Here is a 14,441-nt window from a genome sequence, read left to right on the forward strand (position 1 = left end):
CCGACCAAAACGGGCGAAACAGTCGAGTGCCGAGTGGTTCCTGTTAGGTCGCCAAGTCACAGTGCAAGAGTCGGTCAGCACTTTTGACGGTTCCGCTCCACAAACAAAAAACCCGCCACGAGTGGGCGGGTTTTTGCAGCATTGAGGCCGGATATCGGCCCCGTTGAATTGCCGCTTAGCGCTTGGCTACGACCTCATCCTTCGGCAATTTGAAGGTCCAGACCATGCCACCCTGGTTGAAGTCCTTGATGCGCTTGGCGACTTCGCCGCCCCAGAGCGGTACAGCGCCGCCCCAGCCGGAAAGGACCGAAACGTACTGTTCGCCATCCATTTCCCAGGTAACCGGAGAACCGATCACGCCGGAGCCGGTGTTGAACTCGTAGACCTTCTCACCCGTCTTGGCATTGAACGCCATCAGGAAGCCTTCAGGGTTACCGGTGAACACCAGATTGCCCTTGGTTGCCAGTACGCCACCCCACAGCGGCGCGTAGTTCTTGTAGCGCCAGACTTCCTTGCCGGTTTTCGGATCAATGGCGCGCAGCACGCCAATGTATTCCTCGTTCAGCGGATGGATGGTGAAGCCGGCACCCAGATAAGCCGCGCCCTTCTTGTAAGCGACGCCTTCGTTCCAGATGTCCATGGCCCATTCGTTAGACGGCACGTAGAACAGTCCGGTGTCCTGGCTGTACGCCATTGGCATCCAGTTCTTGCCGCCGAGGAACGATGGCGCCACGGTGACGGACTTGCCCTTGTCCGCCTCTCCTGGTGCGCCGGGACGGTTGGCGTCGTCGTAGATCGGACGGCCATCCTTGTCCAGACCCTTGGCCCAGGTGATCTTGTCAACGAACGGGAAGCCGCGGATGAACTTGCCGTTGGTGCGATCCAGTACATAGAAGAAGCCGTTACGGTCCGCAGTACCGGCTGCTTTGACGGTTTTGCCGTTCTCCTTGTAATCGAAGGAGATCAGCTCGTTGACACCGTCATAGTCCCAGCCGTCATGCGGCGTGGACTGGAAGTGCCATTTGATCGAACCGTCGTCCGGGTCCAGCGCCAGGCGCGAAGAGGAATAAAGGTTGTCGCCTGGGCGCAGGTGCGAGTTCCACGGCGAAGGGTTACCGGTGCCGAACAGCAGCGAGTCGGTGTCCGGATCGTAGTAGCCACCCAGCCAAGGCGCTGCACCGCCGGTCTTCCACAGGTCGCCGGGCCAGGTCTTGCCGGCTTCGCCGCCGGAAATGCCGTTCTCGACCTTTTTGCCGTCCTTCATCACGTAGCCCATATGACCTTCGACGGTCGGACGAGTCCACAGCAGTTCGCCGTTCTTGGGATTGAAGGCCTGGATCATGCCTACAACGCCGAACTCACCGCCGGCCAGGCCGGTGATCAGTTTGCCCTTGACCACCATCGGAGCGGCCGAGATGGAGTAGCCAGCCTTATAGTCGGCCACGGTCTTTTTCCAGACGACCTTGCCGGTGTCCTTGTTCAGCGCGACCAGCTTGGCGTCCAGGGTGCCGAAAATCACCAGGTCGTCATACAGGGCTACGCCACGGTTGATCACGTCACAGCAAGGCATGATGCCGTCCGGCAGGCGAGCGTCGTACTGCCACAGTTCCTTGCCGGTGCGGGCATCGACCGCAAACACGCGGGAGTAGGAGCCGGTGAGGTACATCACGCCGTCTTTGATCAGTGGCTGCGCTTCCTGGCCACGTTGCTTTTCGCCCCCCAGGGAAAAGCCCCAGACCGGGCGAAGCTGACTGACGTTTTCGGTGTTCAGGGCATCCAGGGTGCTGTAGCGCTGGCCTTGCAGCCCCAGGCCGTTGGTAACGATCTGATCGGTGGACTTGGCGTCATCGAGAATTTCCTGATCGGTGACTGCCCATGCCGACACGCTGGACACGGCCATGGCGGCGCAAAGCGCTGTCAGGGCGAAGGGCTTGCGAAGACCGGTGTGCTTCATTGCGGCTACCTCTACGGGTTCATTGTTATCGTCGCCGGGAAGTTTTCCCGGTCTAGTAGCGATTCTTGGATCTAGCCGCTCCTGCAACAATTACACGCAGTACCGATTTTTCTCCTCCCTTGGTAGCAATACTCGCCGTAGGCCACGCCATCCGTGCATCGTGATGACAGAGCCGGGCGACCACACCGGCACCGAAGTTGGGGTCGGTGTGCCCGAAAAGACAATTTCTCGCGCCGAGTTCGAGGCTTACAACGGACGCCCCTCTGCTCACAAGGACACGAGCCATGCGCCGCCTCATCATCTGCAGCATCCTGTTGGCATTGGCTGCCACCGCCAACGCCGCTCAGCCAATTCGGCTGGGCTTGAATTACCCAAGCACCGGCAACTACAAGAGTGAAGGTCTTGAGCTGCGCCGCGGCGCCCTCCTCGCCATCGAGACCATCAACCAACAGGGCGGCGTGCTGGGTAGACCGCTCGAGCTGATCAGCCGCAACTCAGCCGCCCGCGAAGAAAAGGCGCGGGCCAACATCGACAAGTTTGCCGCCAAAGGTGCCTCGATGGCCTTTGGCGGTGCCACCAGCGAGGAGGCCATAGCCGCCGGCCAGCGCGCCCGCGAGCTGGGCATGTTGTTCTTCCCTACGCTGGGTTACGCCAACGCAATCACCGGGCACGACGGCCAGCGCTACCTGTTCCGTGAAACCAACAGTGCCTTGATGAGTGCACGCGTGCTAGGCGAGTACCTGAGCTGGCATCTGCCGAACCGTCGCTACCACTACGTCAGCCTTGACGACACCTGGGGCCACAGCATGGAGCAGGCACTGCGCGAGGCCACCCGCAGCCGGGACCGAGCTCGCCACGGTTTCTCGCGCATCAGTGCCAGGGGCGCACACCATGAGGAGTATCGCGCCGCGCTGAAGAAGGCCGCGGCCAGTGACGCCGATGTATTGGTCGTCATCCTGCTCGGCCAGGATCTGGTGCAGACCATGCGTCTGGCGCATGACCTCAAGCTCGACCAGCGGATGCAGATCATCGTGCCCAACCTGACCGGCAGCATCGTCGAGCAGGCAGGCCCACAGGTGATGGAGCATGTTATTGGCACGGCAGCCTGGACCTGGCGCGTCCCGGCCCTGGTCAAAAGCGAGCAGGGCCAGGCCTTCGTCGATGCCTTTATCGCCCAGCATCAGCGCTACCCCGACAGTACAGCCGCATCCGCCTTCGCCATCGTTCAGCAATGGGCTGAGGCGGTACAGCGTGCAGGCAGCCTGCACAGCGAAAAAGTCATCAAGGCGCTGGAAGACCATCACTACAGCCTGCTCAAGGACGAACAGTACTGGCGCAGCTTCGACCATCAGAATGTTCAGAGCATCTACGCTGTCCGGGTCCGATCGCGTGATGAGATCATGCAGGACAGGTTCAAGCAGGATTACTTCACCATCATCCATCGCATGGATGGCGAAGCGGCAGCCCCAAGCCTCGATGATTGGCACGAGGAGCGCGGTGACGAGCTGATCTTGCGCTAGGCACTGCGTTGCGCAAGGGAACACCACAGTTTGAACGCCGGGCTCATGGGTCGTTAATCACCGAACGAATGAATGCCCGGAGTTCAATTCGAGCCGATACAGTAGGCGCCTAATGATCAGGGCGTTCATGTCCCCATGCGGGGCAGCGCTGGAATGACGCCATTCTCACGTCAAATCGGGCTTTATCAATGAAACAAACGTGGTCCCCTTTTCCCTGGGTGTGCTTCGCCATGTGCGTCGGTGTCATGGGCACAGCGCTCATCTCGCCGCTATACCCGCTGTACAAGCAGGCGTGGCAGCTTCGTACCAGCGATATATCGCTGATTTACATCATCTATATGGCAGGGGCGCTTTTCGGGCTGTTGTTCATGGGCCGCCTGTCCGACACCCTGGGCTTTCGCAAGGTCATGCTCAGTGGCTTGCTGCTCGGTTGGGCTGGGACGCTGGTGACGATGCTGGCGTGGAACCTGCCGAGCCTCAACATCGGCCGTTTTGCGGTCGGTCTTTCTTCAAGCCTGATCGTGACCAGCGCGTCAGTGGGCCTGGTGCAGATTTCCCGTGATGGCGCGTCGCAGCGGATATCGATGATCACCAGCTTCCTGCTTGCCTTGGGCTTCGGCCTTGGCCCGCTTACTGGCGGCGTCATTGGCCAGTGGTTCGCGCACCCGCTGAAAACCACCTACATCCCGTCCTTGATCCTCGGCGTGCTGGGTGTCTACGCCTTGATACGGGTGCAGCTCAAGCCGCATCCAGAGCTCAGCGCAGCCGCACCACTGGGTTTACGTACGTTCATTCCGCGGCTGACCTGGGCCTCACGCCAGGATTCGCTGGCGTTTCTGCTGACCTGTGTGTGCCCTTTTTTCGCCTTTGGCGTATTCGGGATCTACGCGTCGATGGCCCCGCTGTTTCTAGAGAAGATACTGCCCTGGCATGGCCCGGTGGTGAGCGGCACCTCCATTGGCGTCATTCTGCTGGCTTCCGCCATGATGCAACTGGCCTGCGCGCGGATGAGTCTGCGCTGGTGCGGACTGCTCGGTCTGTTGTCAGTGGTGTTGAGTAACGCAATGCTCGTACTCAACTTCACGGCCGGCTCGTCGCTGGTATTCATCATTGGGGTCTGCGCTGCTGCTGCGGGCCATGGCATGTGCCTGTTGGCCGGTATCAGCATGGTCAACCGTATTGCCAGCCCTGCCGAGCGCTCGGGGCTGATTTCGACCTATCTGGTGTGCGGCTACGTTGGCAGCATCGTGCCCTTGCTCGGCGTCGGCTGGGTCGCCGACCACTACGGTCTGCCTGTTGCGATCAGCTTGCTGGGCTGGATGGTGGTAGCACTCGCTACGCCGCTGGCCGTGTGGTTTTTCCGGCATCCGCGAATGCAGCCAGCCTGAGCGCGCTGCGAACCGACACCCAGGCCAACGAATTTGAGATGTAACCCGGAACGTCTAGTCCGTGACCAAGCGGTAGCCCACTCCCGCCTCGGTAATGATGAACCGCGGCGCGGACGGGTCATCCCCGAGCTTGCGCCGCAGATGCCCGACAACCACGCGCAGGTAATGGGTATCGCCGCTGTGGCTGGGGCCCCATATGTCCTTGAGCAGCTGCTGCTGCGTGACGACCCGGCCTGTGTGCTGGGCAAGCTCAGCCAGTACCGCGTACTCCTTGCGGGTCAGGCTGATCTCCTGCCCGTCCAGGCTAACCCGTCGGTACGCGAAGTCGATGCATAGCGGACCTGACATCGCCTGCGCCGGCCCGCTCGACGCGCCTTGGTTCTGACGCAGCAGTGCACGGACCCGAGCGAGGAACTCCTGGATGCCGAATGGTTTGGTCACGTAGTCATTCGCTCCGCCATCGAGCGCCATGACCTTCTCGGTCTCGCTCGAGCGTACCGACAGTACGATCACCGGCACCTGACTCCACTCTCGCAATTCGCGCAGCACAGTCTGCCCATCCATGTCCGGGAGGCCTAGGTCGAGCACGATCAGGTCAGGTTTGTTCAAGGCTGCCGAGGCCAGACCGTCCTGACCGTCTCCACTCTCGCTCACGCGATAACCCTGCGAGCCGAGGCTTATGCGAAGGAATTTCCTGATCTGCGGCTCATCGTCGATGATCAATATGCTGGCTTGCTGACTCACGTGAGGTCCTTTTCCATCTCAGGCTGAGGTTGTAGCGGAAGCTCCAGGGTGACGCTCGCGCCTCTTCCGCCGAGCCCGTCTGCAACCAACACCCGCCCCCCATGGGCGCCGATCATGCCTTGGCAAATAGCGAGGCCGAGTCCAGTGCCCGGCCCGCCCCGATCGCCGCGTGCGGCCGTATAGAACATGTCGAAAATGCGTTCACGTTCGGCCTCGGGAACGCCTGGGCCCTCATCGCTGACGATGAAACGCAGGGTGCCGGCTCCTGTCGAGACTGCAATCTGCAGCCTGCCTTGAGGTGCAGAAAAACGGGCCGCGTTCTCCAGCACATTGACCAGCGCCTGTTCGACCAATGCAGGGTGGACGTACAAAAGCGGCAGATCATCGGGGACCAGCACCTCAAGCCGCAGGTCTGCTAGCACACGGTGCAGGCGTTGCAGCGCACTGGCGATGATGTCGGCAGGTGTCGTCCAGTCACGGATCAGCTTCAGGCCGCCGTGACCGAGGCGCGTCATGTCCAATAAATTTTGAATGTAGCGGTCAAGGCGCTCGGCTTCGTCACGCGTCGCCTCAAGCAGTTCCTGCCGATCCGCCTCACTCATGCTGTGCCCCAGACTCGCCAGGCTGTCGATAGAGCCACGCATGGCTGTAAGCGGCGTGCGCAGATCGTGGGACACGGATGCAAGTAACGCGCTGCGCAGCTCCTCGGTCTGCCCGTGCAGTCGGGCCGCCTCCAACTCCTGAGCCAGCGTGGCGCGCCCCAGTGCTTGCGCCAGGGGTTGAGCGAGCGCAGCGATCAGGCGACGCTTCTGTAGCCCTGCCGGGTCTGCACCCAGCTGGCGAATGCCTAGCAAGCCCAGCGGCTGACCGTCGCCACTCAACGGCAACCACCACCATTGCCCACTGGGCAAGGTGTCGGTTCCCTTCCCCGCTGGCTGACCATGCTTGAACGCCCATTCAGCAGCTCCCCTTTCCGGCTCGGCCAGCAGCGGCTCAGCCCCGATGAACATCCATTTCCCCTGCTTGCCGCGCGTCGCGATGACGGCTTCCAGGTTCGCCACCAGTTGCAACTGGCGAACAGCGGCAGCGCCTACGGCCTGAACATCGGTGGCAGCACTCAACTGGCGCGAGAGATCGAGCAAAGCAGTGGTCTGCGCCTGAGTCTGACGCAACGCCTGAAGCTGTCGCCGTTGGCGGCTGGCAAGATTGCCCGCAAGGACAGCCATCAACAGGAAAAACATAAGCGTCAGAACGTCTTCCTGACGCGCGACGATGAACGTGAACGTCGGTGGAATGAACAGGAAATCGTAAAGAACAAACGACAGTCCCGCACATGCCAGGGCCGGCCCCAGACTGCTGCGTACGGCAACCACCAGCACGGCCGCGAGGAATACCAGCGAAATGTTAGGTAACGCGAGATAGCGGGACAACATCAGTGCCACGCCTGTGGCAGTCAAGGTCGCCAGCGTAGCAAGCAGATACTGACGCCAATCCAGAGTGGCGGTGGTTCTCACGGGTGCTGCGGCCAGTGCAGGCTCTTGGCCGAGCACACTGATCTCCAGACCGCGCCCTCCCTTGATCAGTTGCTCAGCTATTGATCGGCGCATCGAGAACTTCCAAACCCGACGGACTCGGCCGCCGCCTACCAACACGAGGGTGGCGCGACGCTCAACGGCATGTTCGATGAGCGTTCGCGCCACCCGCTCGTCACGCAACTCCACAACCTCTCCGCCAAGACGTTCGGCCAGTTGCTGGGCGGACTGGAGATAGCCGAGCTGAATCTCGCCTCGACTCGCGCCGGTGTCGACATGTACGACTGACCATGGGAGATGCCGGCGTTCAGCGACCCGGGCTGCATGCCTGACCAGTCCTTCCGCGTAGGCATCACCATCGATCCCTACCAGCAAGCGGCCCCGGACTGCTGGAGCGGTTTGACCCTGCAACCGGTGGCGTCGATGCAGGTCTGCATCCACTCGCGCCGCTGCGGTCTGCATCGCCAATTCGCGGAGCGCGGTCAGGTTGGTTTGAGTGAAGAAGGCATCGATCGCGGCCCGCGCCTGCTCCGGCACGTAGACCTTACCCTCACGAAGACGCTCCAGCAGCTCGCGCGGCGGCAGATCGATCAGCAGAATATCGTCGGCTTGATGAAGCACCCAGTCCGGGACCGTTTCCCTGACCTGCACACCGGTTATACCGCGCACCTGATCGTTGAGGCTCTCGAGGTGCTGAACGTTGACGGTGGTGTAGACATCGATACCCGCTTCGAGCAGCTCAAGGACATCCTGCCAGCGTTTGGCATGCCGGCTGCCGGGCGCGTTGCTGTGCGCCAGCTCGTCGACCAGCGCGAGACTTGGCCGCAATTGCAGCAGGCCGTCGAGGTCCATTTCGAACAGCGTCACACCTCGATACTCGCTGCGGCGCATCGGCTGTTCCGCCAATCCGACCCGCATCGCCTCGGTTTCTGCCCGACCGTGGGTCTCGATCACCCCCATCCGCACATCGCGCCCTAACTGTCGCTGGCGCTGTGCGGCCTGAAGCATCGCGTAGGTCTTGCCTACGCCAGGTGCCGCGCCGAGGAATACCTTGAGCCGCCCGCGTCCTTCACGGGGCGCGTCATCAAGCAGGGCATCGGCACGTTGAGCATCGCTCATTCATTTCACTCGCCGGAATCGGGCTGCGGATTGTCCGCCAGGGCGAGGTTCAGAGCCAGTACGTTGACGATCGCGGGGCCTACAAGAGGCGTCGTCAGCTGCGCCTGAATCAGGCGATCCAGCGCTTGCTCAGAGACCCCTCGAGCGGCAGCAACACGGACAGCCTGAAACTTCGCGGCGGCCAAGGTGAGGTGCGGATCCAGGCCGCTACCGGACGTCGTCACCAGCTCCATCGGTACGGGCTGTTGAGCCGTGCCGTTCCATTCGCTGACGCGCTCACGGACCTGATCGACCAACAGCGGGTTGCTCGGAGCCAGATTACTAGCGCCGCTGGCAACGGTTGCATAGCTGGCGGCAGACGGACGTGGTTGAAACCATTCTGGCCCGTCGAAAGGCTGGGCCAGCAACGTACTGCCTCTCACCTGCCCCTCCCGGTCGCGCACCAAGCTTCCGTTGGCCTGCTCGGCGAACGCCAACTGCGCCACGGCCGTAACAGACAATGGATGGAGCACGCCGGTTATCAGCGTCATCAGGATCAGCGCTGCAAGCGCCGGACGGATGTGTTTGAACATGTTTTTTCTCCAAAAGCCGCGCCGTCAGGCGCGGCAGCGTTCAGACCAGATCTGCCGCAGTCAGCAGCATGTCGATCAACTTGATCCCAACGAAGGGCGCGACCAACCCACCCAGGCCATAGACCAGCAAGTTGCGCCGCAAAAGGCTGGCCGAGTCGGCCGCTTTGACGTTGACGCCCCGCAGGGCCAGCGGAATCAAGGCAATGATGATCAGTGCGTTGAAGACAATGGCTGACAGGATCGCGCTCGATGCGCTGTGAAGCTGCATCACATTCAGCGCGGCAAGTTGCGGGTATAGGCCAATGAAAAGAGCCGGCAGGATGGCGAAGTACTTCGCCACGTCATTGGCAATCGAGAACGTGGTCAATGCGCCTCGGGTTACCAGCAGTTGCTTGCCCACCTGCACCACATCCAGCAGTTTGGTCGGGTCCGAGTCGAGGTCGACGAGATTCGCAGCCTCGCGCGCGGCCTGAGTGCCATCGTTCATGGCCATGCCCACGTCCGCTTGTGCCAGCGCTGGCGCGTCGTTGGCGCCGTCACCGCACATCGCAACCATCTTGCCGTCTGCCTGCTCCTGGCGAATCCGCTGCAGCTTCTTTTCCGGCGTCGCTTCGGCGATCACGTCATCGACGCCCGCTTCGGCGGCAATTGCAGCGGCCGTCAGGGGGTTGTCTCCGGTGACCATGACGGTCCGTATACCCAGCTGGCGCAGCTGGGCAAAGCGCTCTTTGATGCCCGGCTTGACTACGTCCTTGAGATGGATCGCGCCGAGCAGGCGGTCATCCGCGCATACCAGCAAGGGCGTCCCCCCGCTCTGTGCAATCGTTTGAATTTCTCTCGCCAGCACCATCGGAATCTGCTCGCGTACAAGTCCCAGATGGCCCAACACGGCATCGACAGCGCCTTTGCGGTAGCAGTGGCCCTCATGATCCGCACCCGACAAACGGGTTTCGGCAGTGAAAGGGATACCTGCCACTTCATGCCCAGCCGGCGCCTTTACCGGGTCAAGGCCGCGCAGATATTCAACGATGGATTTACCTTCTGCCGTGTCGTCGGCCAGCGATGACAGCAGCGCAGCCCATGAGAGTTCGGTCGATGAAACGCCTGGTGCCTTGAACATGGCCGTGCAACGACGATTGCCAAAGGTGATGGTGCCGGTCTTGTCTAGCAGCAACACCTGAACATCGCCGGCGGCCTCCACTGCCCGTCCAGACTTGGCGATGACGTTGAGCCGCACCAGTCGATCCATGCCGGCGATCCCGATGGCAGAAAGCAGGCCGCCAATGGTGGTAGGAATGAGCGTGACCAGCAGCGCCACCAGGTATACCAGCGGGAGATCCCCACCTGAGAATCGGGCAAAGGGTTGCAACGTGGCAACCACGACAAGAAAGATCAGCGTGAGCCCGATCAGCAAAACGTCGAGCGCGACTTCGTTGGGTGTCTTCTGTCGTTTGGCGCCTTCCACCAGCGCAATCATACGATCCAGCGTGGACTCGCCTGGATCGCTGCTGATACGCACAAGCAACCAGTCGGAAACCACGCGCGTATTGCCGGTGACCGCAGAGCGGTCGCCGCCCGATTCGCGGATAACGGGTGCCGATTCACCGGTAATCGCTGCCTCGTTGACGGCGGCGATGCCCTCGATGACTTCACCATCACCGGGGATCAGTTCACTGGCCTCGACCCTCACCACGTCTCCGCGTCGCAAGCTGCTGGCGGCAATGCTTCGGAACGCGCCGGTCTCCGTTCGCAGATGCGCCTCCAGACCCTGCGACCCGGTTTTCAGGCTATCCGCGCGGGCTTTGCCGCGGCCTTCAGCCAGCGCCTCGGCAAAGTTGGCAAAGAGCACCGTGAACCACAACCAGAGTGCGATCTGCACGGCGACACCCGTGCTGACCGCCTCGTTGGGCAGCAAGCACAGCACGCTGGTCAGCACTGCGGTGAGCTCTACCACCAGCATGACCGGCGAACGTGCCAACGTCCGGGGATCAAGCTTGATGAAGGCCTGGCGCAGCGCAGGCTTGCACAGCGAAGCGAAGGACGTGGCGGTGGTTTGCTCGGCACCCTCGAGTGCCGTTTGATGGACGTTCATCATGACGCTCCTCAGAAGCCCTGTAGCAAGAAATGTTCGGCGACCGGCCCGAGTGCCAGCGCAGGCAGAAACGTGAGCCCGCCGACGAGCAGAATCACCAGCGTCAGCAGGAGCACGAACATCGGCCCGTGGGTGGGGAAACTGTTTGCATCGATCGGCGCACGGTTCTTGGCCGCGAGGCCACCGGCAATGGCAAGCACCGGCAGGATGAAACCAAAGCGGCCCAGTAGCATGGCGAACGCGATCATGAGGTTGTGGTAAGGCGTGGCCGCGCCAAACCCGGCGAAGGCCGATCCGTTGTTTCCAGTGCCGGAGGTATAGGCGTAAAGGATTTGGCTGAGGCCGTGCGGCCCAGGATTGGTGATCGACTCGGCAGGCCCTGAAAGACTGACGCCGATAGCCGTGAGCACAAGAACACCCACCGGCATCACCAGCAGCGTTGCGACCAGCAGCCGAACCTCGCGCGCTTCAAGTTTCTTGCCCAGATATTCCGGCGTGCGCCCGATCATCAGGCCAGCCAGGAACACCGTGATCAGCACAAATAGCAACATGCCGTACAGCCCGGCCCCGACGCCGCCAAAGATGATTTCGCCCAGCATCATATTGACCAGAGGCACCATGCCGCCCAGCGCGCTGAAGCTGTCATGCATAGCGTTGACAGAGCCATTGGACGCCGCGCTGGTTGTTGTCGCCCATAGTGCCGAGGCCGCGATACCGAGTCGGCTCTCCTTGCCCTCCATCGACCCGACCTGCTCAACCGCCAGACCGGACAGCATTGGATTCACTTGATGCTCGGCTGCCAGCGTGACGCCAAGGCCCAGGACGAACACGGTCAGCATGCAGGCAAGAATGGCCCGGCTCTGCCGCAGGTCTCGTACGTAATGGCCGAACATGAAGACCAACGCGGTGGGAATCAAGATGATCGAGACCATCTCAAAGAGGTTGCTCCAGGCGGTCGGGTTCTCAAAGGGATGCGCCGAGTTAACGCCGAAAAAGCCGCCGCCGTTGGTACCCAGTTGCTTGATTGCGATCTGGCTGGCCGCTGGCCCCAGAGGAATGGTTTGCTCGCCGCCTTGCAACGTGACGGCCTGAACGTAGCCCGAAAAACTCTGCGGCACCCCCTGCCAGACCAGAACCAGCGCAAGCACGACGCAGAACGGCAACAGGCAATAAAGCACTGCTCGGGTCAGATCGACCCAGAAATTTCCGATTGCCTTTGCCGAACGGCGTGACAGTGCGCGACAAAGCACCACCAACACAGCCAGCCCCACTGCCGGACTGACGAAATTCTGCACGCCAAGGCCGACCATCTGGCTGAAATAGCTGAGCTGGGCCTCGCCGCTGTAGGCTTGCCAGTTGGTATTGGTCACGAAGCTCACAGCGGTATTGAAAGCAAGGTCCCACGCCATGCCCGGCACTGCTTGCGGGTTGAGCGGAAGCCTGGCTTGCAACATGAGCATCGTGAACAGCGATACCAGGCTCACAGCAGTCAACGCCAGTAACGCCAGGCTGTAGGTTTTCCAATCGTGCTCGCTGTGTTCGTCAATCCCGGCGGAGCGGTAGCAGATGCGCTCGATCGGGCCGAGAACAGGCGTCAACCAGGTACGTTCACCCTCCATGGCTCGAAACAGGTAGCGTCCCAACCAAGGGGCAGGTATCAGGACCAGCGCGAAGAACGCCGCGATCATCCAGTAATCGTGAGTGTTCATTGGCTCTCCTAGCTGCGTTCGGCGCGCAGCAGCGCAACCAGGAGATAGATGAACAGGGCGATGGCCAAGGCCAGCGATAGCCCGTCGAGAAATGTCATGGGATCAGCTCCGTAGGTCGCATCAGTGCGGTACGGAGAGTTTCAGAGCGAGGGGCGTAAAGATTCGATTGCGCCTTCAGCGCAGCGGCGTAAAGAAAGCGTATTTTTTCAAACGACTCGGCTGACTCATGCACTCGCATCGGCCTGGCCGAATGCGCTTAAGCGCAGCTTCAACCCAACACCTGGCAGCGTCCGGTTGAAGCCACCTGTACAGCGCCATGAGGACGGCGATATCAATCGAAGCAACGGTTTACCGTTGGACGTCAGTTCTCGCCCAGCTGCACCTGATACAGCTCGGGCAGTTCATAGCGCAGCCCGTAGTTGGCATAAATCGCTTCAACAGCACCGTCTTTGACCAGGCCCTCCAGCTCGCCCTCGAGCGCATAGGCCAGTTGCCGATTGGATTCGTGCACGGCCATACCCAGCTCCCATACCTGCTTGCCCATGTTCGGATAGGCGTTTTCTGCAGGTTTGAGATGACTGTCATTGGCCTGCCCGAGCATCCAGTCGATTTCACCGCGCATGGCCATCGTCGCGTCAACTTCTCCGGCCTGCATCGCTGCGAATGCGGCCTGGGCTGTCGGGTAGTGATGCAGCATCTTGGCGATGCTGCCGTTGAACACCGACGACAAATAGAACGAGGGAACGCTCTCCACTTCAACCCCGACCGGGTGGTAGCGGAACACCGCGACACTGGAGAGATCTTCCAGGCGGCGATCGTCATAGGCCGACTGCCAGCGCTCGCGCTGGTACGGACCAAACATGACCACCAGCTCGTTGATCAGCTCGCCCAGCTCGTTCTGTTTGTAGGAGAACTCGCGATCGTATGGCACGCGCATCATCACGTCGGCCAGTACGTTCGGTCTCAGGTAATGCCCTTTCCAGATGAAGTTGCGTAGGTCGTCATCCAGCGTCTCGTCTGGCGTTACCCACAACACTTCGATCTTCAGCCCGAGTTTGGACGCCAGTTTTTGCGCGAGGTCGAAGTCGACCCCACGCGGCTTGCCATCGGCCATGAAGCTGTAAGGCGGGAAGTTTTCATACATCGCCACCTTGAGTACGCCTGAATCGATGATGTCATCGAACGCACGCACCTTCACTACTTCCGCCTGTGCCAGCGCGCAAGCCATCAACAAGCAGAGCCCCGCAAGCAACTGGCGCATGATGATCACCGCTTGGCAGCTTCACTTTCGATGTAGGTACGGATCGCCCAGAGCGCTTCCTGGCTGAGGTAATCGGCCATACGTGGCATGTAGACGGCGCCGTCTCGAACGGCACCGTTGATTACACGTTCCTTGAACCACTCGTCACCATCGTAGTCCGCTTCAAGCTCACGCAGGTCGGGTGCGATGCCGCCGGATATTGCCTCAAGGCCATGGCAGCGCGCGCAGTTCTGGTTGTAGGCCGAGGAACCGATTTCAACAGCTTTGTCATGATCTTCGCTGGGCGCGCGGTAGGGGTTCTCGTCGACCCACTCTTCGCCTAGCGGCGTCAGCCCTTTGGTTTCCACGGTTTGCGGCGTGACATCGCCATGGGCAAAGGCAAAGCCGGCGAAGCCGAGCAGACCAGCAGCAAAGAGCGCACGCAATTCAGTTTTATTATTCATGACTACCACCGTTGAGTTCGAATACCTGAGCAAGGCAGCCCCAGTAGGAGCGCATGGTGGTCATCTTGAACATTGCATCCTGATGGCAGAATCCTGCTTTGGTTGTC

Annotated in this window: 11 protein-coding genes; 2 read left to right on the forward strand and 9 right to left on the reverse strand. The window is 61.0% G+C overall.

Features of this window, described 5'->3' with window-relative positions; genetic code table 11:
• Window positions 1-175: 175 nt before the first annotated feature.
• Entirely contained in the window at window positions 176-1,954 is a 1,779-nt protein-coding gene (locus ALTERO38_RS06780) for a PQQ-dependent methanol/ethanol family dehydrogenase (protein WP_159967755.1), read from the reverse strand.
• Between the two features lie 284 nt (window positions 1,955-2,238).
• Between ALTERO38_RS06780 and ALTERO38_RS06785 the strand changes: the two genes are divergently transcribed.
• Together ALTERO38_RS06785 and ALTERO38_RS06790 are read left to right on the forward strand one after the other, a co-directional pair.
• Window positions 2,239-3,474: an ABC transporter substrate-binding protein gene (locus tag ALTERO38_RS06785; RefSeq protein WP_159967756.1), complete on the forward strand. Its 1,236-nt coding sequence runs from the start codon at window positions 2,239-2,241 to the stop codon at window positions 3,472-3,474.
• 188 nt (window positions 3,475-3,662) lie between these two features.
• Entirely contained in the window at window positions 3,663-4,862 is a 1,200-nt protein-coding gene (locus ALTERO38_RS06790; protein WP_159967757.1) for an MFS transporter, read from the forward strand.
• Between the two features lie 54 nt (window positions 4,863-4,916).
• On the opposite strand, the gene ALTERO38_RS06795 is transcribed toward ALTERO38_RS06790, so the two are convergent.
• The 8 genes from ALTERO38_RS06795 to pedF all read right to left on the reverse strand — a co-directional run bounded on the left by ALTERO38_RS06795 (window position 4,917) and on the right by pedF (window position 14,334).
• Entirely contained in the window at window positions 4,917-5,606 is a 690-nt protein-coding gene (locus ALTERO38_RS06795) for a response regulator (protein WP_159967758.1), read from the reverse strand.
• Complete coding sequence (locus ALTERO38_RS06800) at window positions 5,603-8,257, reverse strand: sensor histidine kinase KdpD (protein WP_159967759.1); 2,655 nt, start codon at window positions 8,255-8,257, stop codon at window positions 5,603-5,605. The genes ALTERO38_RS06795 and ALTERO38_RS06800 overlap by 4 nt, the downstream gene beginning before the upstream one ends.
• A 5-nt stretch (window positions 8,258-8,262) precedes the next feature.
• On the reverse strand, window positions 8,263-8,829 hold the full coding sequence (gene kdpC, locus ALTERO38_RS06805) for a potassium-transporting ATPase subunit KdpC (protein WP_159967760.1): 567 nt from the start codon (window positions 8,827-8,829) through the stop codon (window positions 8,263-8,265).
• Between the two features lie 40 nt (window positions 8,830-8,869).
• The gene (gene kdpB, locus ALTERO38_RS06810; protein ID WP_159967761.1) at window positions 8,870-10,921 is read right to left on the reverse strand and encodes a potassium-transporting ATPase subunit KdpB; all 2,052 of its coding nucleotides are present in this window, start codon (window positions 10,919-10,921) and stop codon (window positions 8,870-8,872) included.
• 11 nt (window positions 10,922-10,932) lie between these two features.
• Complete coding sequence (kdpA, locus tag ALTERO38_RS06815; RefSeq protein WP_159967762.1) at window positions 10,933-12,630, reverse strand: potassium-transporting ATPase subunit KdpA; 1,698 nt, start codon at window positions 12,628-12,630, stop codon at window positions 10,933-10,935.
• Window positions 12,631-12,638: 8 nt separating this feature from the next.
• Window positions 12,639-12,728 carry a K(+)-transporting ATPase subunit F gene (kdpF, locus tag ALTERO38_RS06820; protein ID WP_063880480.1) on the reverse strand — a complete coding sequence of 30 codons (90 nt, stop codon included), beginning with the start codon at window positions 12,726-12,728 and terminating at the stop codon, window positions 12,639-12,641.
• 263 nt (window positions 12,729-12,991) lie between these two features.
• Entirely contained in the window at window positions 12,992-13,891 is a 900-nt protein-coding gene (locus ALTERO38_RS06825) for an ABC transporter substrate-binding protein (protein WP_159967763.1), read from the reverse strand.
• A gap of 5 nt (window positions 13,892-13,896) precedes the next feature.
• Window positions 13,897-14,334: a cytochrome c-550 PedF gene (gene pedF / locus ALTERO38_RS06830; protein WP_148924309.1), complete on the reverse strand. Its 438-nt coding sequence runs from the start codon at window positions 14,332-14,334 to the stop codon at window positions 13,897-13,899.
• Window positions 14,335-14,441: the final 107 nt, after the last annotated feature.

The sequence above is a fragment of the Pseudomonas sp. 9Ag genome (assembly GCF_902506445.1).
Classification (GTDB): Bacteria; Pseudomonadota; Gammaproteobacteria; order Pseudomonadales; family Pseudomonadaceae; genus Stutzerimonas; species Stutzerimonas stutzeri_AB.